Source organism: Aquimarina rhodophyticola, assembly GCF_042434915.1.
GTDB lineage: Bacteria > Bacteroidota > Bacteroidia > Flavobacteriales > Flavobacteriaceae > Aquimarina.
In genome coordinates this window covers 914,158-940,346 of sequence record NZ_CP170198.1, presented here as the reverse complement: position 1 = coordinate 940,346, position 26,189 = coordinate 914,158, and the positions used below count along the sequence as shown (strand labels likewise).

Genomic DNA, 26,189 nt, shown 5'->3' with positions numbered 1-26,189 from the left:
CTATTATATTGAAGTTGGGTAATTAGTCATTGCATATTTTTTTGCCCAGTGCGATGCAAAATCATTACGCTCTCTGGATAAGGTATCATTGTCAAATGTGATTCCTTCAGTCGGGGTACCGTAAAGTGTAATGCTTTCTACAACATCATCATTTTTGGTCATTAGTTGTCCATAGCAGTTAATTACTAAACAGCCAGGTTTGTAGTGATCATTATTCGTGCTATTAATAAATTCGTATGCCAGATCTTGTCTACATAATTTTTTAAAAAGTTGCGTTTTCTCTGCCATTATGTTTGTTTTTGGTATACGCGCATTAATTAATTGATCACAGTCTATAGTTAGCTTTTTATCACTAGTTGTTAAGCGTATCGTTTTCTTGGTTTTAATAATTTCGAATGCTGGAGATTTTCCAAATTCAAATTTAACCATACCCATATCGGCGAGAACTACTAGTTTTTTCATATTAATTACAGGAGCTCCATAAGCCACACGATTAAAATGACCTGCAAAATTAGTATCAAAATCTTCTTGTGAAGCTGCAGTCAAACCACCGAAACTATATAGTTCATTAAATAGTGGACTAATATTTCTCCATACAGACACTGCCATTTGTATAGGAGCCTGAGCTCCATAAATTTCTATGGCTTTCAAATTATTTTTTATATATATAATCACAGCTTCATGAGTATACTCATCCTTTGGAATAGGATTTAATAACGTCTCTAGACTAAATCGTTTTTCTTTGGGATACCTTTGATGAAACTGATCAATCTTATCAAGTATATTGGTGTACGTTTCATCAAAAATCAACGATTCTTCTTTTATTGCGAAAAGTTTTTGATAGTAAGCGAACTGAATATCTTTTTCTATTGCTGGTAAAAGTGAATTTTTAAAATCAACTTGTACTTTCTTACGTTTATTTTTGGTGTATTTTAAATACTCTTTCTCAAAGTATACGGGTTTTCCTGTTTCATGTTCTCCCTTAACGACGGGAGCTCTTGGTATCATAGGCAAACCAGATCTAGAAAATGGATATAAAACTTTGGGTTCTTTACCACTTTTAGAATAGCTGTAACTATTATCTATTTTTATGAATTTACCTTCTCTTCCTTCGGTCAATGCTAACATAGTATCAATAAATGTTAAACCCATCCCTTTAACTGCAACAGTAGCATCTTCTTTTATTTTTGATAGGTTTGTCTGTACTGGATATACAAAATCTATATACGCACCCTTAGAACATTTATGATACATGGACCCTGAAGCAGCATAATCTCTTTGATGCCCAGTCGTCACTAACAAATTATCAAATTTGCTAGGCACTGTAAACCTCTTTCCAGCTTCATCTGTACCCGACAGGTAATACTGGCTATGTATCTTTTCAATAGTATCAATCTCTGCAATATGTTGAACGATGGTTATATTTTTTGGAATATTATCCAGTAACGCTTTAAAACCTTGTTCAAGATATTCTCCCACCAACCTTCTTGGCGCATTAGTGGTTTCAATAATTTCTTTCTTTCCTCCATACCTATTGATATACCATGCTGTAAAATTTAGAGGATTTTGAACGATTGGTGTTGGAGAATTTTTGGGCCACATATCAATATACATATTCGCATAATTCATAAGCAAATATGAAGGCTGATCTGTTTGATACACCGCTCCACTTCCAAAATGATTATTGTTATTGAAAAGGTGGATAGTAACTTTTTGCTTAAAGCCTTGTTGTTTATAAAAAGCTAAAAGTCGTTCTAATCCATATAGACCTTTGGGACCAAATCCAATGATTCCAATCACTTCTCTATCATGTTTAAATTCTTGTATACTGTCCATAATTAACTAGCCGTAATAGTATGAGGTATTTCGATAGTAGGAAAATGTAACTGTAACCAATCTAGGTTAAATATAGTATCAAGATATCGTTCGCCTCGATCGCATAAGATAAGTGCAGATACGCTGTTTGGTTTAATAGTTCCTTTCATTTTTTCGACTGCAGAAATGATAGCACCAGAGGAACCTCCACAAAGAATAGCTTCTTCTTTCAACAATTTCCAACAACCTTTAATACACTCTTCATCTGATACATGAATTACTTTATGTACGGCTTGTATATCCAAAAAATTTGAAGGAACCCCTGCACCATGACCCGGAATTAAACGTTCTTTCTTATCTTTTCTAAAGAGAACGCTTCCTACCGCATCTACTGCAATTATCTTGGTCGAAAGTCCATTGCGAGCTATATACTCTGCACATCCCATTAGAGTTCCGCACGTACTTGTAGCAATAAATACATAATCTACATCTCCATGTAGGGCGGCTGCGATTTCTGACATCGTGGTATGATGCGTTTTTGGGTTTAAAGTGTTACCGTATTGATTAGTCCAATAACTATTAGGATAAACTTTTAAAAGTTCGGCAACTTTGTTTAATCGACTTTTTAAAAATCCACCGTTTTTTTCAGGTTTGGTAACCGTCTCAATGGTTGCTCCATAAACTTCTAAAATCTTAGCAGTATGCTTGTTTAACTTTGGATCCACTACTACAATTAGTTGTAACCCAAAAAATAGACAAGCTTGAGCTAATCCTATAGCCATATTACCCGAACTGGATTCAATCACAATACCTCCCTCCTTAATTTTTCCTTGTTGTAGTGCGTCTCTTAAAATTGTAAACGCTGTACGATCTTTAATACTTCCTCCTGGATTAAAACTTTCCATTTTAGCATATAGCTGAAAGGGATAGGCATTTGAAATTCTATTCAAACCCACCAATGGTGTATGCCCTATAGTTTCCATAATATTAGATGGATTTACTATAGGTGGAATCATCACTTGTGATGAAGGTATTGTATCTAATAAATTAATCATATAATTTGATTCAAAAGGTGTTTATACCCTGTGTATACTCCAAACTTACTTTGGAAACGATTTAGGAACGTTTAAAATTCCATTTTTTGATTTTTACGTTGGCTGCAGCTAAAGCCTTTTGTAACTCACGATTATTGTTAAATTTTAACTGGGTAAGCGTTCTACTTTCTACAGCCACCTCAAAGCTATCCCGTTCAAAACACCATGGTTCGATGGTGTATGTTGTTTGATCCACATTTTTTATAAAATATTGTTCATTATTGATTGTCTTATTAATTTCTATTGCTCTTCCTTGAGAGGGAATCGCATTTTGACACATCAATAAGGAGCAGCGATCGCAAAACAATAAAATGTTGTAATATGCTTCGGCTTCTTCTACGCTTATTCCGTAACGCCTGCGCAATGTTTTCCTCAATTTAATCTGATCTTGTAGCAAATTCCATAATTTGTCTTTTGGCGAAGACTCTTTATGGTATAAATTATGAACATGCATAGAGACTAATAGCATAATCCATCCAGATTTAAACGCTGCCAGTTGTAATACACCACTTGCTCTTTTATAAAGTTCCTCGTTGGTAGGTATATCCAATTCAAAGTCTAAGGGTGCACCTACCGAATCTAAATACTTTTTTTGTTTAAAATCAAGTTGATTATCATCATGTTCGATTATTGCTGTTAACGTTTCAATCCAATATTTGGGTCTGTAGGCATGTGTTATTTGCTGTGCTATTTGTCCTGCTAACAATCCATGTGCATAATGATAAATAATCTCCCATCCATCAATAACTTTATTAACTATCATATTAGAATTGTTGAGCTATATTTTTGAAGATTAAATATTTAAGAAAAAATTATTCTAGATTTCTTTGTTTAAATTAGAACTCTATGGAATACAGAATTATGCAAAATCTTCGAGAGATTTAATTCTATTCAATGTTGTTCTAACGGTTGTAATTTGTTCTTGAATAAGTCTTTTAAAACGCGGTGGCAATTCTGCATAGGTTTCTAACGCTTCTTCGTACTCAGCTAAACTAGCTTTGTCACCACGAATACATTCTTCCAAAATTTGTTCATCGTTATCTGATGAGAATGCAGATTTTATATCCATCCATGTTCTATGCAAAGTTCCTGTTGTACTACCATCACTTTTTATTTTATCGTGTTCGGCATACGTATGTAGTTCATTTTTTAACATTTCTGCAAATTCCAAACGGTTGGATGCATTTTCTTTGAAATAAATTGCAAGATTTGTGGCGTCTACTTTTTCAGCTGCTTTCAAATAGCCTTTATTAGCATCATAATTTTTTTCAATAAGGTTATTTATAACCTCTATAATATTTTTTGTGGTTGTCATATCTATCAAGTTTAAAATTAAATAATTGCCGATTTTCTTTTTCAATTAGCGTACTATAACTCTTTGAAACTAGCTAATTTATTAGATATCTGCTGTTAAATTTAGCTATTCTACACCGCTGACAATTATATTTGACAATGTTTAACATGGGGTGCAAATGTTACGTTAACGATTGTATGATTAGAAGTTTAACTTTCCTTTTTTTTAAGAAAAATAGGAAAGTTTAAAAAAAAGAGAAGAGGATATGTTTTTGACATATCCTCTTTATCATATAGAAAAATTCCTTGAAATCCTGAATTGATGTAACTTATTTTCTCATAAATCCAAAAATTAGAGAAATTATAAAAAGTACTAAAAATATAAAAAATAGAATTTTAGCGATTCCCGCAGCAGCTCCAGCAATTCCACCAAAACCTAATACTGCAGCTATTAAAGCTATTATTACAAAAATGATTGTCCAACGTAACATGTTTATTTGTTTTATGATTAGACTATAAAATTAATAGATAGCTTAAGATCCTGTACTCATTTTAACGTTATTCGCTGATAATTTTAGTTGTTTTAGTTAAAAAATAAATTAAATCATCTTATTATTAAATTTTTATTATGAATTTATCTTTATGTTATTGATCGTAGATTTATTTAAAAGTTTTTATTTCAATTACTTATAACTCCTTTCTTTCCAATTTAGAAATAAGACCCAACAGAACTCCTGCATTGGCTCATTAAAATCAATTCATTTTTGTAACTTTAAATACTAATTGATCTGACAATGCCACTAACCAAAGAGAATTTCAAAATTGATCCTGAAAAGACAACACTTTTGCTTTTGGCGTTTAGACCAGATGGAGAAATTCTAGATTATAATACGCGTATTAAAGATTTATGTTTCTCAAACACATTTAAAGAGCAACCTAATATTAAACAATTACTAACTGACGAAGATGTTGCTCTATTTGATAAAATAATAGTATCATTACACGCTACCCAACAAGCTACCACAGTAGTATTGGGATTACTTACTGTCGCCACCACCATATGTACAGTTAAATTCGATCTTATAATTGAAAATACGGTAATATATGCTACAGGAGTAATAGTAGGAGATCATACAAAAGAATCTATCAAGCGCAACGCAACTGATAAAGCAAATATATCAGGAACATGGACCTACTATCCCGTTAACAAACGCCTTACCTGGTCCAAAGCCTGTTATGCTATTCATGAAGTAGACAGAGATAAAAATATGGATCATATAGCTGCTTTACAATTTTACTCTAAAAAAAGTCAAGCTAAAATCAATGCTCTATTATCAAATCTAATTAATTATAAAAAACCGTATGAATATATCGAAAAGATAACTACTGAAAAAGGGAGCGAAAAATGGATTTATGTCACCGCAAAACCTTTAATTAAGAATACCAAAGTCATACAAGTTCAAGGAATTATTGAAGATGTAACTAAGTTTCATAAAAAATTTAATCCAAATGAGCCATCCGAAGTTACTCAAAGACTGGCGTATAAAAATATTCAATCCGAACTATTTGATCATGATATCGAGAATCATAAAATTTATTATAACGGGTCTTTTAAAAAAATGCTAGGATTGCCGTTAACTTCAAAATTTATTCATGAAAATGATCTTTATTCAAAAATACACCCAGATGATCTCGAAGACGCTTATAAAAGACATATAGAAAATTTAAAAAAAGCAGATCCCCATTATTTTAATAGCTATAGACTACGAGATGTTATGGGTAACTACTGTCTTTACGAAGTTTACGGTTTCAAAAAAAAAGATTCTGATAAAAGAACAAAACAAATAATAGGAACTCTTATCAATGTCCAAGAGAACAAAGAGCGTGAACGAATTATAACCGAGCAAGGAAGCAGACTACGAGCAATAATAAACAACGGTTTTATGCATGCTATACTTCTTGACACCCAAGGTAAAATTATCATGGCCGACACCAACAGCGTCGAGATTATAAAGAACGATTTTGATGTTGACCCTTTACAAGAACCAAGTTTTTTTATCGATGTAATGCCGGTAAATTTTAAAGTACCTTTTGCTCACGAATTTAACGAAGCGTTAAAAGGTACTATAAATAAAAAACAAATTGAACGTATCGCAGATGATGGTCAAACTGAATGGTACCATGTTTCTTACATTCCTATATGTGATGATGATAAGGAAGTACATTCTGTACTTTTAACGTTTCAAAATATAACAGATCTCAAGTTAGCAGAATACAAAATCAAAGAAGCACATTCCAAAGAACAAGAATTAAGTACCTTAAAATCAAACTTACTATCTGTATTTAGCCACGAAATTAGAACTCCGCTCAATGGTATAATGACTATTTCAAAACTACTACTCGACGAGCACAATAATGAAGAGCGCGAAAAACTCATTACATTTTTAGAAGAAAGTAAAGACCGCTTACTAGAAACACTTACCAACCTATCAAACTTTAGTGAAATTGAAACCATACAGTCATCACTAAGGTTAGAACCTACCGATATAAATTTTGAAGTAGAGAGTTGTTTTAGAAACCTGAAACATAAAGCGATATCAAAAAAATTAACCTACACCTTGCACCTATGTGATACGAACCCAATTGCCATAATTGATAAAGAACTTTTGGCAACGGCACTTCACCATATAATCCATAATGCTATAAAATATACAGATAAAGGAAAAATAGATGTTGGAATTATTGATGATTCAAATAAGAAACAGATATGTATTTTAATCAAAGATTCTGGTATTGGCATTGAAAAGAAAAATTTAAAGAAAATTTTTGATCCCTTTGTTCAAGAAAGTATAGGCCTAAGTCGTAAGTATGAAGGAACTGGCATCGGTTTGAGTCTAGCTAAACGTTTCATTGAAATTTTAAACGGTTCTGTCAAAGTAAAAAGTATTGTAAACAAAGGCACTAGTTTCGAAATTAAAATACCAAAACATTTATGAAAATACTTTACGTCGAAGACAATAAGATTAACGCCGTTGTCATGAGTAAAATGCTTTCAAAAAACGCATATAACGTAATCTCTGTACCCAATGCACAAGCGGCACTTCAAAAAGCTACTACATTTAAATTTGATTTGATTTTGATAGATATTAACCTTGGTGTTAATCAAATGGATGGATGTCAACTTTTAAAAGCTTTACGACTTATAGAAACGGTAAAAGTAATCCCCATCTATGCAGTTACTGCGTATGCTTTGCCTGGTGACGAAACCCGTTTTTTACAACAGGGCTTTGACCAATATTTTTCAAAACCAGTAAATTTCGAAAAACTATTAGATGCTATAGCAATACTCTGATTGTGTATCAAACACCACAAAACACTTACTACTATCTAATTTGATTGAATCGAATACCTAGTTCACTTTCTAACGTACGGATTGTTTTAATTTCCTGTTTAACAATCAAAGCGAGTGAAATTCCAGTTTTTCCAGCTCTCGCGGTTCTTCCGCTACGATGCGTATAATACTCTATTTGATCAGGTAATTGATAATGCACAACAAAGGCAAGATTATCTACATCTATTCCTCTTGCAGCAACATCTGTAGACACTAAAAATTGCAAACTTTTATTTTTAAATGCACGCATGACTTTATCCCTATCTTTTTGAGTCATTTCACCTTCCAACAAACCTACTTCATAATTCTTTGCAATTAGCTGTTTGGACAATGTTCTAGCAGCTACTTTGGTTTTGGTAAAGATAATTCCTCGACCTTCTTTCTTAGTTTTTAAGAAATATGTCAAAGTATCTAGTTTACTTGATTCTTCTCCCACTACAAAATTATGATCGATTCCCTTATTAACCGAAGCATTTTTGTCAATTGTAACTCTTACAACATCTTTGCTTAAATAAGAATTAATAATTTCATTAAGGCCTGAAGGCATCGTAGCCGAAAAAAGCCAAATATTTCTTTTTCCCTTGGCTTTGCTTAAAATAGTAGTCAGTTCTTTTTTAAAACCCATACTTAACATTTCATCTGCTTCATCTAAAACAATTGTTTTTATAGCCGAAATATCTACGGCCTTTTTATCGATTAAATCGATTAATCTACCAGGAGTGGCGACAATAATTTGTGTAGGTCGTTGCAATCTTTTAATTTGAATATCGATTTTCTCTCCCCCATATACAGATTCTGCAAAAATCTTATCGGTATACTTAGTAAATTTAAAAAGCTGTTTTGCAATTTGCTGACCCAATTCTCTTGTTGGAGCCAAAACAAGTGCTTGGGTTTTTGAGTTTTTAGGGTCAATTTTAGATAACAATGGTAACCCAAAGGCAGCTGTTTTTCCAGTTCCTGTTTGTGCTTTACCAATAAAATCGGTTGCACTATTGATTAAAATAGGAATGGCCTGTTCTTGAATTTTGGTTGGAGAGGTAATCCCCATTTCCTTTAATCCCATGTTTAGTGCCTTTGACACTCCTAATTCTAAAAAATTCATAATATTATTGCTTTTATTGCGTAAAAGTAATCTATTCTAGTTAACCGCACTCTGATATCCGAAAAGTTATCTATGCTGCTACATTTATATAGTATGAAATGACCATTTATTTTGAAAGAGTCCTTCTTGTGATAAGGTTTAGACGTCATACAGGACACACCATAACAGTTAGAATCAAATCCTAAATCAGACGATAAGGTGGTATGCAATGATATAACTAGATTAAAAAGTTCCTTACTTCTTATTAAAAATTGTTGTCGCCTATAAAATGTGAATTTGCGATAATCCTGCACTTCATTAGCAATTAGCTGCGAGTTAGTAGCTATGGTATTATCCTGATCTGTAATCGACTATACAGATAGATTGAAAAAACTCAAACTACAAATTGTAAACGATACAAGTAAATATCTCTATATAGATTCAATTTATATTCGTTAATCCTACTCAAAAACTAATCAACTTTGCTGATTTAACAAGTAAATAAGTTCTGAAAATAAAGACAAAATACATAAATAATCTTTACTTAAAATAATCGTAATGTTTTCGAATGATCAGTAGGCAAAGATAAATCCAACTGTAACCGCATATTTAATTTTTGTATAAAATATGACGCTAATAAAGGAGACTCTTTTTCTATATGTTGGTGAATAAAGAAATGTAATTTCTCTAATCCTTGGGTTTTCCAACGAGCTAATCTCTCAACCCAATCATCCAACCGCATATAATCTGAAACATGATTTGATCCAACAAAACGAATAAAAGCTTCCTTATTAGTCAATCGCATATGCAGCATATCTCTTCTGCCAGCAGTATCTGTAATTATAAGGGCAATATTAAACTGCTCCAAGAAGGTACCAAGTGTTGCTAACAAATCGTCGTTATACCAATCTGGGTGTCTCAATTCTACAGCCAACGAAATATTACTTGGCCATGCTTTGATAAACTGATACAACTTATTTATTTGGGTAGGATCAAAACTAATAGGCATTTGTAAAAATATAGTTCCAAGTTTTTCTTTAAGATAAACCGCATTGCGCAAAAATTCTTGAACTATCATAAACACATCACTTTCAAGACGTTTATTATGCGATATATCCTGAATTAATTTTGGAAAAAATTTAAACTCAGCAGGTGTTTTGGCGTACCATTTCTCAAATTGATCCCCGGCGAATAATTGATAAAATGTAGCATTCAATTCTATTGCATTAAATTGTGTAGCATAATATCGTAATTCATCTTTTGTGCCCTTAGGATAAAATCCTTTTAACTCTTGTTTATTCCACTTTGCACAACCTACGTATACCTCTAAAGCTTTACTTTTGCCAGTTACTAATAAACGCTCGGTAGCAGGATTATCATTTGGCATCCTAAAATCTATTGTTTGTGGGTTATCCACTTTACCAAACTTCATACTTACAGTATTTCTTTAAAATATTAATTATACTTAAATAAAAGAGAATAATAATCTCAAAAATTGTGAATAGGTTGATTAATAAATGAATGTATCCAATACTAAAAAGGAGATATTCGATTATATACAACTAAGTTATAAAGACTTTCTAATAACAAAAAATACATAAAAGATTCTCGCTACTTACGAGCGGTTTATAAATAATTATCTAACGATTGTTTACAACTGGTGGATAATTAAAATAGAATTCAATAAAAACACAAATCATAAATCCTATATTTAATAAAACGATTAAAAATGGAAAACAGAGCATATGAATTAATCGCACTACGTCCTGAGATATTGAATGCGAAAGTTACTTCTAAAATGTCTACTGACGAGCAATTTCAAAACCGAACTATAAGACCCGTAGTGAAGTTACAAAACGATTTACTAATCGAAGTATTTAGGAATTATATATCTAAAAGAAAAAACACTTTTTACGATCTTACCGTTGATGAGCGTATGCTATTCGTTGAAAATGCCATACAGAAGGATATAAAATTCAGAAATAATTTAAAAGGAATTATTATCGGTCAATTTACAGTAGAAGAATATCTCGATTACACAAAAAATTCGTCCTCGCTTAACAAGCGTATTATGAATATAATTAAAGAACGCATACAAAGTAATATTCAATTATTAGAACTAACAAGATTTGTTTAAAGCAATATTTCAAATAACAAACCCCTTAAAGTTTTCATTTTAAGGGGTTAAACTATTTTTTTAAGAAAAAGTTAATTACCTCCTTCTAGAGATTTTAACTTATTGTTCATTTCATCAGCTCTAGAATCATTTAACTGATAATAGATATTCATTAATGTTCGTACTACTTCAATATTATCAGGATCACTCTTAAGAGCCCCATTAAGGTAAGGTATAGCATTTTTATATAGTTCCTCTCTCTTCAATTTGAGTGCATCATATTTTTTATAATCACTACTACTCGTACCCAAAGCATTCATTTTTTCAACAATCGCAACTTCTCCTCTTAAAATAAGTGAAGCAATATTAAGCTGAGCAGCACCATAATCTGATTTAAGCTCTAACGCTTTCTTAAAATACATAATAGCTTGCTCATTATTTTCTAATTTTGAAGAACTAATCCCTAGGTTATAATAGAGATCTGGATTTTCTGGATCATTAGCTACAATCTGCTCCATAATTTCTTCATACTTAGCAATATTGCCTAATTTATAAAACATATCAGCTTCTGCTTGCATCAAAGAAGTATCATTAGGGTTCTCTTTTTTTGCATCAGCCATCGCTTGCATCGCTTCTTCATCCTTACCTTGACTAATATAAATTAATGTGATATTCTTAGCTATTTCAGCCTTTTTCGAATCCGTAAAACGAACTTTTGGATTTATAAATTCACCTGTTTTCACCTGAAGATCCATAATTGCCTTTGAAGTGAATTCTTTTTCTTTACCAGTCTTCTTTTCAATAGCGACAAACTCTTCTTGAATACCTGTAAAATTAAGATCTTTAAGCTCTTTATAATAGGTTAAAGCTGTATCATAATCTTTATCATTAACAGCATTGGAAGCTGCATAATAAAGGTAAATTGTATCAGTCTTATTAGTTTTATATCCTAAGTATAACTTATCTGAAGCACCTTTAAAGTTTTGCTTATTTTGATCCTCTATAGCCAGTTCTATTAACGATTGACGAATTTTATCCAATTCTTGACTTGCATCATTGCTATATTTTGAACCTTTAGAAGCTTTTTCTATCTCCAAAACTTTAGCATAAGCCATAGCTGCCCCTTCAATATTAGCAAGATCGTTTTTATCATTAGCAGCATTAAAAGCTTGGGCTTTTAAGTAATAGTACTGTGCTTTTTGTTTTTCATCTGCGGTACTAAGTTGAGATTCAGCCGTTTTTAATGCTTCGTTGGCTATAACTAAGTCTCCAGATTTAAGAGCTTTAGAAGCAGATTTAAGGGCTTGTTTTTGAGAAAATCCAATAGCACTTACTGAAAGTAAAAATGCTACAACAATTCTTTTCTTCATCGTATTACGTTTTATAAGTTTTTTTATTCTTCCGAGGTTTGATCAATAGTCGTGCCATTGGTGGTGTCATTAATATCTTCAGTTATAATGTCATCTTCTTCGTCTAGCACAACCTCCTCATCATCATGCATGACTTTGGCCACCGCTGCGATTGAATCTTTACCTTTTAAATTTATAAGTCTAACGCCTTGAGTGGCTCGACCCATCACTCGTAATTCTTCAATTGCTAAACGTATAGCGATACCTGATTTATTAATAATCATAAGATCATCGGCATCAGTAACATTTTTTATGGCTACTAATTTACCAGTTTTTTCTGTAACAGAGATAGTTTTAACACCTTTTCCACCTCTATTCGTTATTCTATAGTCTTCTAAATTAGATCTTTTACCATAACCATTTTCAGAAACTACCAAAATATTACTGTCCATATCATTTACAGATACCATTCCGATAACTTCATCCTTTTCATCTGCCAATCGAATTCCTCTTACTCCAGAAGCACCTCTTCCCATCGGTCTGGTCTTCTCTTCTTCAAAGCGAATAGCTTTTCCAGATTTTACAGCTAACATAACTTGACTTTTCCCATCTGTAAGTTTAGCTTCTAGAAGTTCATCTCCTTCTTTGATTGTTATTGCATTAATTCCATTGGTTCTTGGACGAGAATATTGCTCCAAAGATGTCTTTTTGACCTGACCCTTTTTGGTTGCCATTATGACATAGTGAGAATTGGTATAGTCATTATCTTTTAAATCTTGCGTACAGATAAATGCTTTAACCTTGTCGTCACTCTCAATATTAATTAAATTCTGTATAGCTCTTCCTTTTGAAGTTTTACTACCCTCCGGAATTTCATACACACGCATCCAGAAACATTTTCCTTTCTGTGTAAAGAAAAGCATGTATTGATGATTGGTTCCTACAAATAAATTCTCTAAGAAATCTTCATTACGAGTCGTACTTCCTTTTTGTCCAACACCTCCACGATTTTGTTTCTTATATTCATTTAGTGAAGTACGTTTAATATAGCCAGCATGTGATATGGTAATAACAACTTTCTCATCTGGAATCATATCCTCGATACTCAAATCTCCCCCAGCATATTCTATCTGTGAACGACGGGCATCACCATATTTTTCTTTAACTTCTAACAGCTCTGATTTAATAATTTCCATTCTACGATCCTTTTTCTCAAGAATGTCTTTAAGATCGTCGATAGTTTTCATTAAATCTTCATACTCTGCGCGTAGCTTATCTTGTTCAAGACCGGTCAATTGCCTTAAACGCATTTCAACAATCGCTTTAGCTTGTATTTCTGTAAGCTTAAATCGCTCAATTAACTTTTCACGAGCTTCATCAGCATTTGAGGAAGCTCTTATCAAAGCTATTACTTCATCAATATTATCTGATGCTATAATTAATCCTTCTAAAATATGAGCACGCTCCTCAGCTTTTCGTAATTCATATTTTGTTCTACGCACTACCACCTCGTGACGATGCTCTACAAAATAGTGAATCATATCTTTCACATTAAGCATCTGCGGTCTTCCTTTAACTAATGCGATGTTATTCACACTGAAGGATGATTGCAAAGCTGTATGCTTATATAATAAATTTAAAATAATGTTTGGAATAGCATCTCGTTTTAAAATATAAACAATTCGCATTCCTTTTCTATCGGATTCGTCACGTATCGACGAAATACCTTCTATTTTTTTATCGTTAACTAGGTCGGCAGTTTTTTTGATCATATCCGCCTTATTGACTTGATATGGAATCTCTGAAACTATAATACATTCACGTCCATTAACCTCTTCAAAACTAGCTTTTGCTCTAATAACTATGCGTCCTCGACCTGTTTTAAATGCTTCACGAACACCGTCATACCCATAAATAATTCCACCCGTTGGAAAATCCGGTGCTTTAATATGTTGAATGATTTCATCGATTTCAATATCCTCATTTTCGATATACGCTATGGTACCGTCAACCACTTCAGATAGATTATGTGGAGGCATGTTGGTAGCCATACCAACCGCTATTCCCGAGGCTCCATTTATCAATAACCCAGGTACTCTAGTAGGTAAAACAGTAGGCTCAAGTAATGTATCATCAAAATTCAAGGTATGATCTACTGTCTCCTTATCAATATCGGCTAGCATATCTTCCGATATCTTACGCATACGTGCTTCTGTATAACGCATTGCAGCAGGACTATCACCATCTACAGATCCAAAGTTACCTTGACCGTCGACTAACATGTAGCGCAAACTCCATTCTTGCGCCATACGAACCATAGTATCATATACAGATGTATCACCGTGTGGGTGATATTTACCTAAAACTTCTCCAACAATTCTTGCAGACTTTTTATGAGCTCCAGTTGCACGAACGCCTAACTCATACATTCCAAATAAAACTCTTCTGTGTACAGGTTTCAAACCATCACGTACATCAGGTAAAGCACGAGAAACAATAACTGACATCGAATAATCGATGTAAGCAGATTTCATTTCATCCTCAATATTGATAGGTATTAGCTTTTCTCCTTCAGCCATAAACTTATTTTTGTTCTTACATTATTTAATAACGCGCTAATTTAAGGAATTTAGGATTGCTTTAACAACCCTTTTCATTTGTAATATAACTAATTTATTAACAATACAGCTACCTTTACTAGTTGATAAGTAGTATCTGGATCATTTTGAAATTTAAATACTTTTTTGTCTATTTACTACAATAAAAGCAAAATGAATTCACAAAAAGGATTTATTACCCACCTCAGTTAATTTGACTAACTGACAAATGATCATTTTAAACCTTTGCAATGTTAAGATTGGTTAAAGGGTACAGTTTTTGCCTAATACATAGTAAAAATTACTATTTTAGTTTAAGAAAAAGAAAAGGAAATTTATGGATGATAATTTTTCACCTAGAGTAAAGGATGTAATTGCTTATAGTAAAGAAGAGGCGCTACGATTAGGGCACGACTTTATAGGCACAGAGCATCTAATGCTGGGTTTATTGAGAGACGGAAGTGGAAAAGCAATAAGTATTTTGGATGCATTGGATATTGATTTAACTAATCTGAGAAGAAAAGTAGAAATATTAAGTCCTGCAAATCCTGATATCGCTATTGCTTCTAATGAGAAGAAAAACTTGCACCTTACCCGTCAAGCTGAGCGTGCACTTAAAACTACTTTTTTAGAAGCTAAATTGTTTCAAAGCGCATCTATTAATACTGCACATTTGCTGCTGTGTATTTTAAGAAACGAAAATGACCCAACTACCAAACTTTTAAATCGTTTAAAAGTTGATTATGATAATGTTAAAGACCAATTTAAGTTTATGATCACAAATGAAGAAGAATTTATAGAAACTCCGCTAGCAGAGTCGTTCTCTGAAGATGATGACTTAAGCGGAGATAACTCAAAAGAAAATCCTTTTAACTCTCCCTCTGCAGGTAAACCAAACAAAAAATCAAAAACGCCGGTGCTCGATAATTTTGGACGGGATCTAACAGCAATGGCAGAAGATGGAAAACTTGATCCTGTGGTGGGTCGAGCCAAAGAGATTGAAAGGGTATCCCAGATTTTAAGCCGTCGAAAGAAAAACAACCCTTTACTTATTGGAGAACCTGGAGTTGGTAAATCGGCTATTGCTGAAGGTTTGGCTCTTAGAATAGTACAACGAAAAGTTTCAAGAATACTATTTGATAAACGTGTAGTAACTCTTGATCTAGCAAGTCTTGTGGCCGGTACAAAATATAGAGGTCAATTCGAAGAGCGAATGAAAGCTGTCATGAATGAACTTGAGAAAAATGATGATATCATTTTGTTTATTGACGAAATTCATACCATTGTAGGGGCTGGTGGCGCTACCGGTAGCTTAGATGCTTCAAACATGTTCAAACCTGCCTTGGCACGTGGAGAAATACAATGTATTGGTGCTACAACGCTTGATGAGTACCGTCAATACATCGAGAAAGATGGAGCTCTTGAACGACGTTTTCAAAAAGTTATAGTTGAACCAACCAATATTGAAGAGACTATTGAAATTTTGAACAATATAAAGGATAAATATGAAGACCATCATAATGTTAGTTACACGCAAGAAGCTATTGATGCTTGCGTAAAATTAACCAATCGATATATGACCGATCGATTTTTACCAGACAAAGCTATTGATGCTTTAGACGAGGCTGGTTCACGAGTGCACATCACTAATATCGATGTTCCTAAAAAAATTCTTGATTTAGAGAAAAAATTAGAAGATGTTCGAGAACTCAAAAACAGCGTAGTCAAAAAGCAAAAGTATGAAGAGGCTGCAAAATTGAGAGATGATGAAAAGAATTTAGAAAAAGACTTATCCCTAGCTCAAGAACAATGGGAAAAAGATTCTAAACTGCATAAAGAAATTGTTACCGAAAATAATGTCGCTGATGTCGTGTCTATGATGACAGGAATTCCTGTTAATAGAATCGCACAAACAGAAAGTAATAAGCTTGCCGAATTACCAAATCTTATCAAAGGGAAGGTCATTGGTCAAGACGATGCTGTATCCAAAGTTGTTAAAGCTATTCAACGTAATCGTGCTGGACTCAAAGATCCCAATAAACCTATTGGATCCTTTATCTTCTTAGGTCAAACGGGTGTTGGTAAAACACAGCTTGCAAAAGTATTATCAAAAGAACTTTTTGATAGCGAAGATACTTTGATACGAATTGATATGAGTGAATATATGGAGAAGTTTGCAGTATCAAGATTGATTGGTGCACCTCCAGGTTATGTTGGATATGAGGAAGGCGGACAATTAACCGAAAAGATCAGAAGAAAACCATACTCTGTAGTTTTACTTGATGAGATTGAAAAAGCGCATCCAGATGTATTTAATATGATGCTGCAAGTTTTGGATGATGGATATCTTACCGATAGTCTGGGAAGAAAAATTGATTTTAGAAACACAATCATTATCATGACTTCGAATATTGGGGCGCGTAAACTAAAAGATTTTGGACAAGGTGTTGGATTTGGAACTTCTGCCAAAAAATCACAGACTGACGAGTACGCAAGAGGGGTGATTGAAAGCGCACTTAAAAAAGCATTTGCTCCAGAATTTTTAAATAGAGTTGATGATGTTATCGTTTTCAATGCCTTAGAGCGTGAAGACATCCATAAAATCATTGACATCGAATTAAATAAACTTTATGGTCGTATTAAAAATATTGGTTATGATCTTAACTTGACAGATAGAGCAAAAGACTATATCTCAGACAAAGGTTTTGATAAACAATACGGTGCACGTCCATTGAAAAGAGCTATTCAAAAATATATTGAAGATGCACTAGCTGAAGAGATCATCAACTCCAACCTCTCTGAAGGTGATAGCATTTTTATGGACATGGATGATACTTCGGAAAAATTGGTCATCACAATTAAAAAGGCTGAAAAGTCAACCGAATCATAAAAATTACAACATATTTTAAGTAAGTATATGCCTCGCTATTTGCGAGGCATATCTTTTTTGACAAATTAATTACTTTAATATACTAGTAATTATTGAATTTTTTTTTCTAATATATAATCTCGAGAATAATGGGTAATTCAATTATTGAAACACACAATCTGGATTTTTGCTCATTAGAATTATATGATGATTATATGAAAGTCGTTGTATACGAAGGTGTTTGTATTACACTAGAGCTTAATAACATATTGACAGAAATCGCAACACAGTTTTTCAAACAAAAGCCTTTTCTATATATTACACACCGTATACATTCGTATGCCGTAGACCCTACCGTTTATTTTGAAACCTCTCAAATTAAAAATTTGGTAGCTTTTATAATTGTTTCTAATCAAGACATTTATAAGAAACAGTTTAAGATTGAAAGAACATTTTTCAAAAAAGAATTTAAATATTTTGAAACCTTGGAAAAGGCTCTAGCATGGAAAGAGAAATTTCTATTAGATAAATAAATTGAAAAGTTATCGTAGTAAAAAATTAAACGCTAACCTCGACTACAAAAAAAGGAAGTAACTTTATAAAGTTACTTCCTTTTTTGTAATGTATCGTAATTGAGTGAAATAGCACTCTTATTTAGCGATATTTACAGCCCTAGTTTCACGAATAACAGTGATTTTAACTTGACCAGGGTATGTCATATCTGTTTGAATTTTTTGCGAAATTTCAAATGACAAACTTTCTGCACGTTCATCATTAACCTTTTCACTTTCTACAATAACTCTTAATTCTCTACCTGCTTGTATTGCATATGCTTTTTTAACACCACTAAAACCAAAAGCAATTTCTTCTAAATCTTTTAATCGTTGAATATAAGAGTCTAATACCTGTCTTCTTGCACCAGGTCTTGCACCACTAATAGCATCACAAACTTGCACTATTGGCGAAATTAAAGATGTCATTTCTACTTCATCATGGTGAGCTCCAATCGCATTACATACTTCAGGCTTTTCACCATATTTTTCTGCCCATTGCATTCCTAATATAGCATGAGGTACTTCAGTTTCTGTGTCAGGAACTTTACCTATATCATGCAACAGTCCAGCTCGCTTAGCTAATTTTGGATTTAACCCCAACTCTGCCGCCATTACGCCGCATAGTTTTGCTACCTCGCGTGAGTGCTGTAATAAATTTTGACCGTAAGAAGAACGATACTTCATTCTACCAACTGTTTTGATCAACTCAGGATGTAAACCATGAATACCTAAATCAATTACTGTACGTTTACCAACCTCTATGATTTCTTCATCAATTTGCTTTCTAGTCTTTTTGACTACCTCTTCGATTCTAGCAGGATGTATACGACCATCGGTCACTAACTTATGCAAAGCCAATCGTGCAACTTCTCGTCGTACCGAATCAAAACAGGAGAGAATAATAGCCTCTGGCGTATCATCTACGATAATTTCGACTCCAGTGGCTGCTTCTATTGCCCTGATATTACGTCCTTCTCTACCAATTATCCTTCCTTTTACATCATCACTTTCTATATTAAAAACAGATACACAATTCTCAACCGCTTCCTCTGTCCCAATGCGTTGAATAGTATTGATTATGATTTTTTTGGCCTCTTGCTTTGCTGTTAATTTAGCTTCTTCAATACGATCCTGAATCAATGCCATAGAATCTGCCTTTGCTTGTTCTTTCAAAGACTCTACCAGCTGTTCTTTAGCCTCATCTGCAGATAGCCCAGAAATGACTTCGAGCTGTTGTACTTGACTCTTGTGTAACTTTTTTAATTCACTACTCTTTTTATCAAGATATTCAATTTGTTTATCACTTTCTTTTAACTTGATCTCGAGCTCAGAATTTAATTTTTTGTTTTTGGCAAGCTCACTAGAAACTTGCGACTCCTTGTCACGAGTCCTTTTTTCGGCATCAGCTATTTTTTTATCTCTAGAAAAAATTACCTTTTCGTGCTCAGATTTTAATTCGATAAACTTCTCTTTCGCTTGTAAGATTTTATCTTTCTTTATAGCCTCTCCTTCATTTTTTGCATCCTTCAACATTCGATCCGAGGTTTTCTTTGCATTCGAAAGAATTTCAGAAGCTTTATTGCGCTCCAATACTTTAGCTATAAAAAAGCCAACTGCTATTCCAGCTATTGATGCTACAATTAAGAATATTATATTATCCATAATTAAAATTTAATATTTGTGTATAAAAAAAGCCTGCACTAGCATGGGTTTTGTATAAACTCTGTAAAAACAGGTTTAGGGCTAACAAGCTGGTCAAGAATCCGCTCAAGGCGGCGCGCTTTTACAACTTAAACTCACCCTTTTGAATTAATTCTTGTTGAGTTTATCAAAAAATACGACTAGTGCAGGCAGTAACCTTATGTCCTATGATATGAACGTTATGATAAATGTTGGTCCAACAAATCACTTAAAATATTAAGTCTAGTTGTAACGTTGTCTTTATCATTTTCTTTATCTATTCCTTTTTGTTCTACTTGTGCTGCAAATTGCAAAGCACACATAGCCAAAACGTCTTGTTTATCTCTCACCGCATAACTTTGCTCAAACTGCTTAATCATCTCATCAATCTTCTTTGCGGCTTTTCTTAAACCTTCTTCTTGATCAGGGATCACCGTTAAAGGATAGACACGATCGGCAACAGTTATCTTAATTTTGAGCTTATCGGCCATCCCTTATATTATTCTGAGAGTTGTGCTATACAAGCATCTATCTCCCGTATCAAAGCATTTATTTTGAGCTTAGTTTCTCTTTTGTATTTGTCACTGCCTAACATTGCGTTAGCATTTTTAAGGGCACTGAATTTTTCTTCCCATTGCCTTAATTGATCTGATTGTATTTCAGCATTTCGTTGAAATTCCCCTATTTTACGTTCTAGATCGATATTTTGCCGCTGTAACTGATCGTATCGATCCAACAACTTGCTTATCTTATCTTCCAGAGAATCAATAGTTCCAATTAAATCACTCATAGTTTTGCTACGCAATACTTCGTTACACAAAGTTAACATACCAATTGAAAAATCCCAATAGTTTTTAAACTAATTTTTATGTAGTTATATAAGTAAAATCAACTAACTTGTTATTAGTATATTATGATAGTATAGAAAACAAATTTTCCATATTCAGTTCATTTTTTTTTACATTTACCTTCTATGCGACAATTCATTCCCATTTTTCTCTTTATATCGGCTGCTGCTTTTTCACAAAATGCAGATGCTGTAACAGAATTTATTCATCCATTACCAATTACATTAAAAACATCGGGAACCTTTGGTGAATTACGTTCCAATCACTTTCACTCTGGTTTAGATTTAAAAACAAATGGCGAAGAAGGTGTTCCCGTTCTCGCAAGTGCCGATGGCAATGTTGTAAGGATAAAAGTTTCTCCTTTTGGCTATGGTAAAGCTTTGTACATAAAACACGCTAATGGTAAATCGACTGTATATGCACACCTCAAAAGATTTAATACTACGATTGAAGCTTATGTAAAAAAAAGACAATATGCAAAAGAGTCTTATGATATTCAATTATATCCAAAAGCTGGTCTTTTATCCGTATCTCAAGGAGATACTATAGCTTATAGTGGTAATACTGGAGGTAGTGGCGGTCCGCATTTGCATTTTGAAATTCGAGATAAAAATTCTCGTCCTTTAAATCCTATGGCACACGGCATTACCGTGTTGGATACTAAACGTCCAATAGTACAGGAATTATATGTTTATCCTTATAATGATAGTTCTCACGTAGCAAAACAACAAGAAAAATATAAAATTCCGCTTACCCTACAGGCAGATGGCACCTATAGGGCAGATGAAATTAAAGCTTATGGCAAATTGGGGATTGGTATAGCCACCTACGACCAACAAGATTTAGCTCCTAATAAAAATGGAGTATACCAAATAACTACAAGTATTAACGGTACTCTTAATTTTGAAATAAAACTGGATCGCTTTAGTTTCTCTGAAACTCGGTATATTAATAGACTTATTGATTTTGAACATTATAAGAATAATAATCTTAGAATAGCGAAACTCTTTATCGAAAAAAATAATCCGCTCTCCATTTACCAAAACGTAAAAAACGATGGCTTCATAACTGTGAAAGACAGCCTATCCTATTTGATAGCACTAGCCATAAAAGATTATTCTGGAAATATAACAGAGGTTAACATACCCATCGCTGGAACAAAAATCGATGTACCGCCACGAACAGAATCAAAAACAGATTATTATGCTTCATGGGAAGAAGATTTTATATTTTCTGGAAATCAAATTGATGTGTATATCCCTAAATATAGTCTCTACGATACTACCTATCTCAATATAGTTCAAAATAACGATACCATAACAATTCATAAAAATGATACTCCGCTTCATAAAAATATGAGTATTTCTTTTGATGTCTCAAAATATTCCAAACTAGATCAACAACAATTATACATAGCTCGGGTTCATACTAAAAACAAAACCTCGTACGCCTCGACAAAAAAAAATGAAAACCGTTTACTTACCAAAACACGGAGTTTTGGCAAGTATACCCTAGCCAAGGATGATAAGAAACCAACCATTATGCCGCTTAATGTATCGAAAGGACAATGGGTTACTGGAGAAGCCTATCTAAAATTTAAAATTCATGATGACGATAGCGGCATTGATAGTTACTACGCTACCATTAATGATACATTTATTTTAATGGAATACGACTACAAAACAGGCCTACTTTTTTATGATTTTAAAGATGCTGTTATAACTGATACCGAAAATAATTTAAAACTTACTGTTAAAGATAATGTAGGAAACACAGCAATTTATACTACCAAATTTTTCAGAAAATAGCTTTTACAACCTTGAAAAACATACTTAATCTCTTAACACTCCTACTTTTATCTAGTTTTGCACCAATCATTAGCCAAACGGCGTATCTAAAAGGTGTTATTTTAGATACAGATAATAAACCTATTGCAGGAGCATTAATAACCTATGGTGAGAACGGTACGCAAAGTGATACCAATGGGGTATATCAACTTATTATTCCATCAAATAATAAAACTACCGTGACCATTTCTCATATTGGTTTTAAAAATATGAGCTTTACGATTGACTTACTTCCTAATCAAGTTTACGAACTTCATCCAATTTTGAAACGAACTATAGAACAAATAGCCGAAGTAGTTCTTACTGGTAGCGAACGTAAGGATATTAAGGGATTAGCAACCTTGGACCCTGCAACGATAAGATCAACACCATCGGCAAATGCTGGTGTAGAAGGCTTATTAAAATTATTACCTGGCGTTAGTAGTACTAATGAATTGAGTACTCAATATGCGGTAAGAGGAGGTAATTATGATGAAAACTTGATATATGTTAATGAGATAGAGGTATATCGTCCATTTTTAGTGAGATCTGGACAACAAGAAGGTCTTAGCTTTGTAAATACAGATCTTGTGCGTACCGTGGATTTTTCTGCTGGAGGATTTCAAGCAAAGTATGGTGATAAATTATCCTCTGTTTTGGATATTACTTACCAACGCCCTACTCGCTTTGAAACTTCTGCGAACTTTAGCTTATTGGGTGCTAGCATAGCAACACAAGGGGTAACAAAAAACAAAAAACTTAATGGTATTTTAGGGTTTAGGTATCGTGATAACAGTATGCTAGTAGCAGCAAAACAGACCGAAACAAATTTTAATCCCCGATTTGCAGATCTACAAACATTTTTTACCTACACCCCTACTTCTAAACTTGAAATGAGTTTTTTGGGTAATATAGGTTTAAATACCTATTCTTATGAGCCAATTACACGACAAACAAACTTTGGTTCTATAACTGATACCAAAGCGCTTTTGGTATATTACCAAGGTCAAGAAGAAGATCGCTACACCACATCCTTAGGTGCTTTTAAAACTACCTTTCGAATTAATGAAAATGTAGATGTAAAATTAATAGCTTCGATATATCACACCAAAGAACAAGAATACTATGATATACTAGCTCAATATGAGCTAGGAACTGTAAATAATAATATTGGTAGCGAAAATTTAGGGGAAATAGAATTTAGTGAAGGTATTGGATCCCAACTCACCCATGCAAGAAATGATTTGGATGCTCTTTTTTATACCATAGAACACAAAGGTACTTACAACAAAAACAATCATCAATTAGAATGGGGCCTTAAGTATAATCTCGAAAATATACAAGATAGAATTCAGGAATATGAAATTATTGATTCTGCAGGATTTTCGATCCGTCCACCTATTAATGACATTACAAATGATCAACCCTATACTCCCTTTACAAGTGAACTAACCCCCTTTACTGCAGTTCGTGCTCAAAACGATGTGGATATCCAAAGACTCTCTGGATATTTACAATACAGTTTGCGTAGTACGCTGGGTGAACACCTTCTTTGGTCCAATCTTGGCGTTCGTGGGCAACATTATACAATTTTTGGTCAAAATCTTAATTCGAATAGCGAATTTATTATAAGTCCTAGAGTACAACTTGCTTTACAACCAGATTGGAAAACCGATATGCTTTTTAGAGTATCAGGTGGGTTGTATTATCAACCCCCGATGTACAGAGAAGTAAGAGATCTCACGGGTCAGATAAACACCAATGTAAAAGCACAGAAATCTATCCATATTGTGCTAAGTAACGACTATAGTTTTTTATTATGGAAGCGTCCTTTTAAACTATCTACAGAACTGTATTATAAAGAATTAACCAACGTAAATGCATATACCATCGAGAATGTTAGGATTCGTTATAGTGCTAATAATAACACCAATGCATTTGCACAAGGAATTGATCTTCGTCTTAATGGTGAATTTGTATTGGGTACAGAAAGCTGGGTAAGTCTAAGCTATCTTAAAACACAAGAAAACCAAGATAACAGAGGTTATATAGATCGTCCTACCGATCAATGCATTAAGGTCGGCGTACTTTTTCAAGATTATATTCCCACCATACCTAATTTAAAAATGTATCTTAATATGATTTATCAAACAGGGGTTCCCGGTGGGTCGCCTAATAATGCGGATCCTTATGAATACCAGAACAGATTACCTGACTATAGACGTGCAGATTTAGGCATCTCTTATATTTTAGTAGATGCCACCAGACCCGATTCATCAACAAAATGGTTACATTGTTTTAATGACTTAAGTATTGGTTTTGAAATCTATAATTTGTTCAATAATCAGAATTCTATTACCAACACATTTGTTCGTGATGCATCCTCCCAACGCCAATATGCAATACCAAATTATTTGACCTCAAGAACCTTCAATATTAAGTTAGCTTTTAAATTTTAGAAAACTATTTTTAGCTTTCGATAAAATTTTTGAGTACCGCAACGACATAATCCACCTCATCTTTGGTATTAAATTTGGAGAATGAAAAACGTACCGATGGCTTTTCCAAGTCTTCAGCAGATAAAATTTCTGACAGTACATGAGAACCTTTACTACTACCACTCTGACAAGCACTACCTCGTGAGCAAGCGATCCCATTAATATCTAAATGAAATAATAAAATTTCTGCTTTGTCTGTAGGTATTGGTAAACACACGTTAAGTAAAGTATACGTATTGTGATCATTATTACAACAAGCTGCATTAAATTTAATATTGGGAAGATTGTCTTTTAATTGTGCTACCAAATAATCTTTTATACTAGTCACATACTTTTTATCTTCGTCCAAATTTTCATATGCCAATCGTAAGGCTTCTGCCATACCAACAATATTATGAACGCTTTCGGTACCTGCACGGTAGCCTCGTTCCTGCTCTCCTCCAAAAATTAAAGGCTTAAGCCCAGAATTTTTTCGCAGAAATGCAAACCCAACACCTTTGGGCCCATGAAATTTATGTGCACTTACTGCTGTAAAGTCAACTGAAATTTCTGCTAAATTCACATCATAATGACCTATAGATTGTACCATATCGCTATGAAAAAGGCTCTTGTGAGTAGCACATAAAGCTGCCACTTTGTTTATATCCAAAATACAGCCAACTTCATTATTTATATGCATTAAACTTACCAACATTTTTTCTGTAGAGTTTTCTAACACACTTTGTAAATGCTCGTAATCAATACCACCAGATGGTAGAATGCTTACGTAACTAACTTTTATATTTTGAAGTTTTTGAAGTTCTTGAACTGTATGGAGAACAGCATGATGCTCTATTTTTGTAGTAATAATATGACGAACACCTAAGTCTCGAACCGCACTATTTAAAACTAAATTATCGGCTTCGGTACCCCCAGATGTAAAAATAATTTCACCTGCGGTTACGCCCAATTGTTTTGCTATTTGTTTACGAGCTTGCTCAACATGATTCTTTGCAGATCGTCCAAAAGAATGAATGGATGAAGGGTTACCATAGCTCTCCTGTAAAACTTCGGTCATTTTAGTAATAACATCTGGATGTACCTGTGTAGTAGCGGCGCTGTCAAAATAAACTTTTCGCATTGTTTTAATAATTATTGATACATTTTAGCTACAAAACCAAAAGCATCATATTACATGT

Annotated in this window: 20 protein-coding genes and 1 other RNA gene; 7 read left to right on the top strand and 14 right to left on the bottom strand. The window is 33.4% G+C overall.

Features of this window, described 5'->3' with window-relative positions:
- Positions 1 to 3: 3 nt before the first annotated feature.
- The 5 genes from ACE939_RS03980 to ACE939_RS03960 form a co-directional block, all read right to left on the bottom strand.
- On the bottom strand, positions 4 to 1,836 hold the full coding sequence (locus ACE939_RS03980) for an FAD/NAD(P)-binding protein (protein WP_378187486.1): 1,833 nt from the start codon (positions 1,834 to 1,836) through the stop codon (positions 4 to 6).
- Between the two features lie 2 nt (positions 1,837 to 1,838).
- Positions 1,839 to 2,870 carry a 2,3-diaminopropionate biosynthesis protein SbnA gene (gene sbnA / locus ACE939_RS03975; protein WP_378187485.1) on the bottom strand — a complete coding sequence of 344 codons (1,032 nt, stop codon included), beginning with the start codon at positions 2,868 to 2,870 and terminating at the stop codon, positions 1,839 to 1,841.
- 61 nt (positions 2,871 to 2,931) lie between these two features.
- Entirely contained in the window at positions 2,932 to 3,672 is a 741-nt protein-coding gene (locus ACE939_RS03970; protein ID WP_378187484.1) for a DUF3891 family protein, read from the bottom strand.
- Positions 3,673 to 3,768: 96 nt separating this feature from the next.
- Positions 3,769 to 4,224 carry a PA2169 family four-helix-bundle protein gene (locus ACE939_RS03965; RefSeq protein ID WP_378187482.1) on the bottom strand — a complete coding sequence of 152 codons (456 nt, stop codon included), beginning with the start codon at positions 4,222 to 4,224 and terminating at the stop codon, positions 3,769 to 3,771.
- A 307-nt stretch (positions 4,225 to 4,531) separates the two neighbouring features.
- The gene (locus ACE939_RS03960; RefSeq protein ID WP_378187481.1) at positions 4,532 to 4,693 is read right to left on the bottom strand and encodes a DUF1328 domain-containing protein; all 162 of its coding nucleotides are present in this window, start codon (positions 4,691 to 4,693) and stop codon (positions 4,532 to 4,534) included.
- Positions 4,694 to 4,996: 303 nt separating this feature from the next.
- On the opposite strand from ACE939_RS03960, the gene ACE939_RS03955 reads away from it, so the two are divergent.
- Positions 4,997 to 7,198: an ATP-binding protein gene (locus tag ACE939_RS03955; RefSeq protein WP_378187480.1), complete on the top strand. Its 2,202-nt coding sequence runs from the start codon at positions 4,997 to 4,999 to the stop codon at positions 7,196 to 7,198.
- The gene (locus ACE939_RS03950) at positions 7,195 to 7,554 is read left to right on the top strand and encodes a response regulator (protein WP_378187479.1); all 360 of its coding nucleotides are present in this window, start codon (positions 7,195 to 7,197) and stop codon (positions 7,552 to 7,554) included. The genes ACE939_RS03955 and ACE939_RS03950 overlap by 4 nt, the downstream gene beginning before the upstream one ends.
- 31 nt (positions 7,555 to 7,585) lie before the next feature.
- Here the strand turns inward: ACE939_RS03950 and ACE939_RS03945 are convergent, their stop codons facing one another.
- A complete protein-coding gene (locus tag ACE939_RS03945; RefSeq protein ID WP_378187478.1) occupies positions 7,586 to 8,695 on the bottom strand; it encodes a DEAD/DEAH box helicase in 1,110 nt (369 codons plus the stop codon).
- Between the two features lie 523 nt (positions 8,696 to 9,218).
- Entirely contained in the window at positions 9,219 to 10,106 is an 888-nt protein-coding gene (locus ACE939_RS03940; protein WP_378187477.1) for a DUF72 domain-containing protein, read from the bottom strand.
- Between the two features lie 297 nt (positions 10,107 to 10,403).
- On the opposite strand from ACE939_RS03940, the gene ACE939_RS03935 reads away from it, so the two are divergent.
- Positions 10,404 to 10,811, top strand: coding sequence for a glyoxalase (locus tag ACE939_RS03935; protein ID WP_378187476.1), 408 nt, complete (start codon positions 10,404 to 10,406; stop codon positions 10,809 to 10,811).
- Between the two features lie 71 nt (positions 10,812 to 10,882).
- Here ACE939_RS03935 and ACE939_RS03930 read toward each other — a convergent pair whose 3' ends face one another.
- Positions 10,883 to 12,160, bottom strand: a complete 1,278-nt coding sequence (locus tag ACE939_RS03930) for a hypothetical protein (protein WP_378187475.1) — start codon at positions 12,158 to 12,160, stop codon at positions 10,883 to 10,885.
- Between the two features lie 23 nt (positions 12,161 to 12,183).
- On the bottom strand, positions 12,184 to 14,718 hold the full coding sequence (gyrA, locus tag ACE939_RS03925) for a DNA gyrase subunit A (protein WP_378187474.1): 2,535 nt from the start codon (positions 14,716 to 14,718) through the stop codon (positions 12,184 to 12,186).
- 355 nt (positions 14,719 to 15,073) lie between these two features.
- On the opposite strand from gyrA, the gene ACE939_RS03920 reads away from it, so the two are divergent.
- Complete coding sequence (locus ACE939_RS03920) at positions 15,074 to 17,626, top strand: ATP-dependent Clp protease ATP-binding subunit (protein WP_378187472.1); 2,553 nt, start codon at positions 15,074 to 15,076, stop codon at positions 17,624 to 17,626.
- A gap of 128 nt (positions 17,627 to 17,754) precedes the next feature.
- Entirely contained in the window at positions 17,755 to 18,138 is a 384-nt protein-coding gene (locus ACE939_RS03915) for a hypothetical protein (RefSeq protein ID WP_378187471.1), read from the top strand.
- Positions 18,139 to 18,255: 117 nt separating this feature from the next.
- Here the strand turns inward: ACE939_RS03915 and rny are convergent, their stop codons facing one another.
- The 4 genes from rny to ACE939_RS03895 all read right to left on the bottom strand — a co-directional run bounded on the left by rny (position 18,256) and on the right by ACE939_RS03895 (position 20,629).
- Positions 18,256 to 19,821 (bottom strand): ribonuclease Y, encoded by a 1,566-nt coding sequence (rny, locus tag ACE939_RS03910; RefSeq protein ID WP_378187470.1) that lies wholly within the window; start codon positions 19,819 to 19,821, stop codon positions 18,256 to 18,258.
- A gap of 56 nt (positions 19,822 to 19,877) precedes the next feature.
- Positions 19,878 to 19,984, bottom strand: a non-coding RNA gene (gene ssrS / locus ACE939_RS03905) — 6S RNA.
- 55 nt (positions 19,985 to 20,039) lie between these two features.
- The gene (locus ACE939_RS03900; protein WP_378187469.1) at positions 20,040 to 20,330 is read right to left on the bottom strand and encodes a cell division protein ZapA; all 291 of its coding nucleotides are present in this window, start codon (positions 20,328 to 20,330) and stop codon (positions 20,040 to 20,042) included.
- A gap of 8 nt (positions 20,331 to 20,338) precedes the next feature.
- Positions 20,339 to 20,629 (bottom strand): hypothetical protein, encoded by a 291-nt coding sequence (locus ACE939_RS03895; RefSeq protein ID WP_378187468.1) that lies wholly within the window; start codon positions 20,627 to 20,629, stop codon positions 20,339 to 20,341.
- A 183-nt stretch (positions 20,630 to 20,812) separates the two neighbouring features.
- Between ACE939_RS03895 and ACE939_RS03890 the strand changes: the two genes are divergently transcribed.
- Both ACE939_RS03890 and ACE939_RS03885 read left to right on the top strand, forming a co-directional pair.
- Positions 20,813 to 22,495 (top strand): M23 family metallopeptidase, encoded by a 1,683-nt coding sequence (locus tag ACE939_RS03890; RefSeq protein WP_378187467.1) that lies wholly within the window; start codon positions 20,813 to 20,815, stop codon positions 22,493 to 22,495.
- Positions 22,496 to 22,506: 11 nt separating this feature from the next.
- Positions 22,507 to 24,972, top strand: coding sequence for a carboxypeptidase-like regulatory domain-containing protein (locus ACE939_RS03885; RefSeq protein WP_378187466.1), 2,466 nt, complete (start codon positions 22,507 to 22,509; stop codon positions 24,970 to 24,972).
- A 10-nt stretch (positions 24,973 to 24,982) separates the two neighbouring features.
- On the opposite strand, the gene ACE939_RS03880 is transcribed toward ACE939_RS03885, so the two are convergent.
- Positions 24,983 to 26,131, bottom strand: a complete 1,149-nt coding sequence (locus ACE939_RS03880) for a cysteine desulfurase family protein (protein WP_378187465.1) — start codon at positions 26,129 to 26,131, stop codon at positions 24,983 to 24,985.
- Between the last annotated feature and the right edge of the window lie 58 nt (positions 26,132 to 26,189).

What these genes read in the sequence shown, in the direction of transcription:
- ACE939_RS03895 (WP_378187468.1), bottom strand. Translation starts at nt 20,629, where the DNA reads ATGAGTGATTTAATTGGAACTATTGATTCTCTGGAAGATAAGATAAGC.
- ACE939_RS03930 (WP_378187475.1), bottom strand. Translation starts at nt 12,160, where the DNA reads ATGAAGAAAAGAATTGTTGTAGCATTTTTACTTTCAGTAAGTGCTATT.
- ACE939_RS03940 (WP_378187477.1), bottom strand. Translation starts at nt 10,106, where the DNA reads ATGAAGTTTGGTAAAGTGGATAACCCACAAACAATAGATTTTAGGATG.
- ACE939_RS03965 (WP_378187482.1), bottom strand. Translation starts at nt 4,224, where the DNA reads ATGACAACCACAAAAAATATTATAGAGGTTATAAATAACCTTATTGAA.
- ACE939_RS03960 (WP_378187481.1), bottom strand. Translation starts at nt 4,693, where the DNA reads ATGTTACGTTGGACAATCATTTTTGTAATAATAGCTTTAATAGCTGCA.
- ACE939_RS03935 (WP_378187476.1), top strand. Translation starts at nt 10,404, where the DNA reads ATGGAAAACAGAGCATATGAATTAATCGCACTACGTCCTGAGATATTG.
- ACE939_RS03890 (WP_378187467.1), top strand. Translation starts at nt 20,813, where the DNA reads ATGCGACAATTCATTCCCATTTTTCTCTTTATATCGGCTGCTGCTTTT.
- ACE939_RS03955 (WP_378187480.1), top strand. Translation starts at nt 4,997, where the DNA reads ATGCCACTAACCAAAGAGAATTTCAAAATTGATCCTGAAAAGACAACA.
- ACE939_RS03880 (WP_378187465.1), bottom strand. Translation starts at nt 26,131, where the DNA reads ATGCGAAAAGTTTATTTTGACAGCGCCGCTACTACACAGGTACATCCA.
- gyrA (WP_378187474.1), bottom strand. Translation starts at nt 14,718, where the DNA reads ATGGCTGAAGGAGAAAAGCTAATACCTATCAATATTGAGGATGAAATG.
- ACE939_RS03970 (WP_378187484.1), bottom strand. Translation starts at nt 3,672, where the DNA reads ATGATAGTTAATAAAGTTATTGATGGATGGGAGATTATTTATCATTAT.
- ACE939_RS03945 (WP_378187478.1), bottom strand. Translation starts at nt 8,695, where the DNA reads ATGAATTTTTTAGAATTAGGAGTGTCAAAGGCACTAAACATGGGATTA.
- ACE939_RS03920 (WP_378187472.1), top strand. Translation starts at nt 15,074, where the DNA reads ATGGATGATAATTTTTCACCTAGAGTAAAGGATGTAATTGCTTATAGT.
- sbnA (WP_378187485.1), bottom strand. Translation starts at nt 2,870, where the DNA reads ATGATTAATTTATTAGATACAATACCTTCATCACAAGTGATGATTCCA.
- ACE939_RS03950 (WP_378187479.1), top strand. Translation starts at nt 7,195, where the DNA reads ATGAAAATACTTTACGTCGAAGACAATAAGATTAACGCCGTTGTCATG.
- rny (WP_378187470.1), bottom strand. Translation starts at nt 19,821, where the DNA reads ATGGATAATATAATATTCTTAATTGTAGCATCAATAGCTGGAATAGCA.
- ACE939_RS03980 (WP_378187486.1), bottom strand. Translation starts at nt 1,836, where the DNA reads ATGGACAGTATACAAGAATTTAAACATGATAGAGAAGTGATTGGAATC.
- ACE939_RS03915 (WP_378187471.1), top strand. Translation starts at nt 17,755, where the DNA reads ATGGGTAATTCAATTATTGAAACACACAATCTGGATTTTTGCTCATTA.
- ACE939_RS03900 (WP_378187469.1), bottom strand. Translation starts at nt 20,330, where the DNA reads ATGGCCGATAAGCTCAAAATTAAGATAACTGTTGCCGATCGTGTCTAT.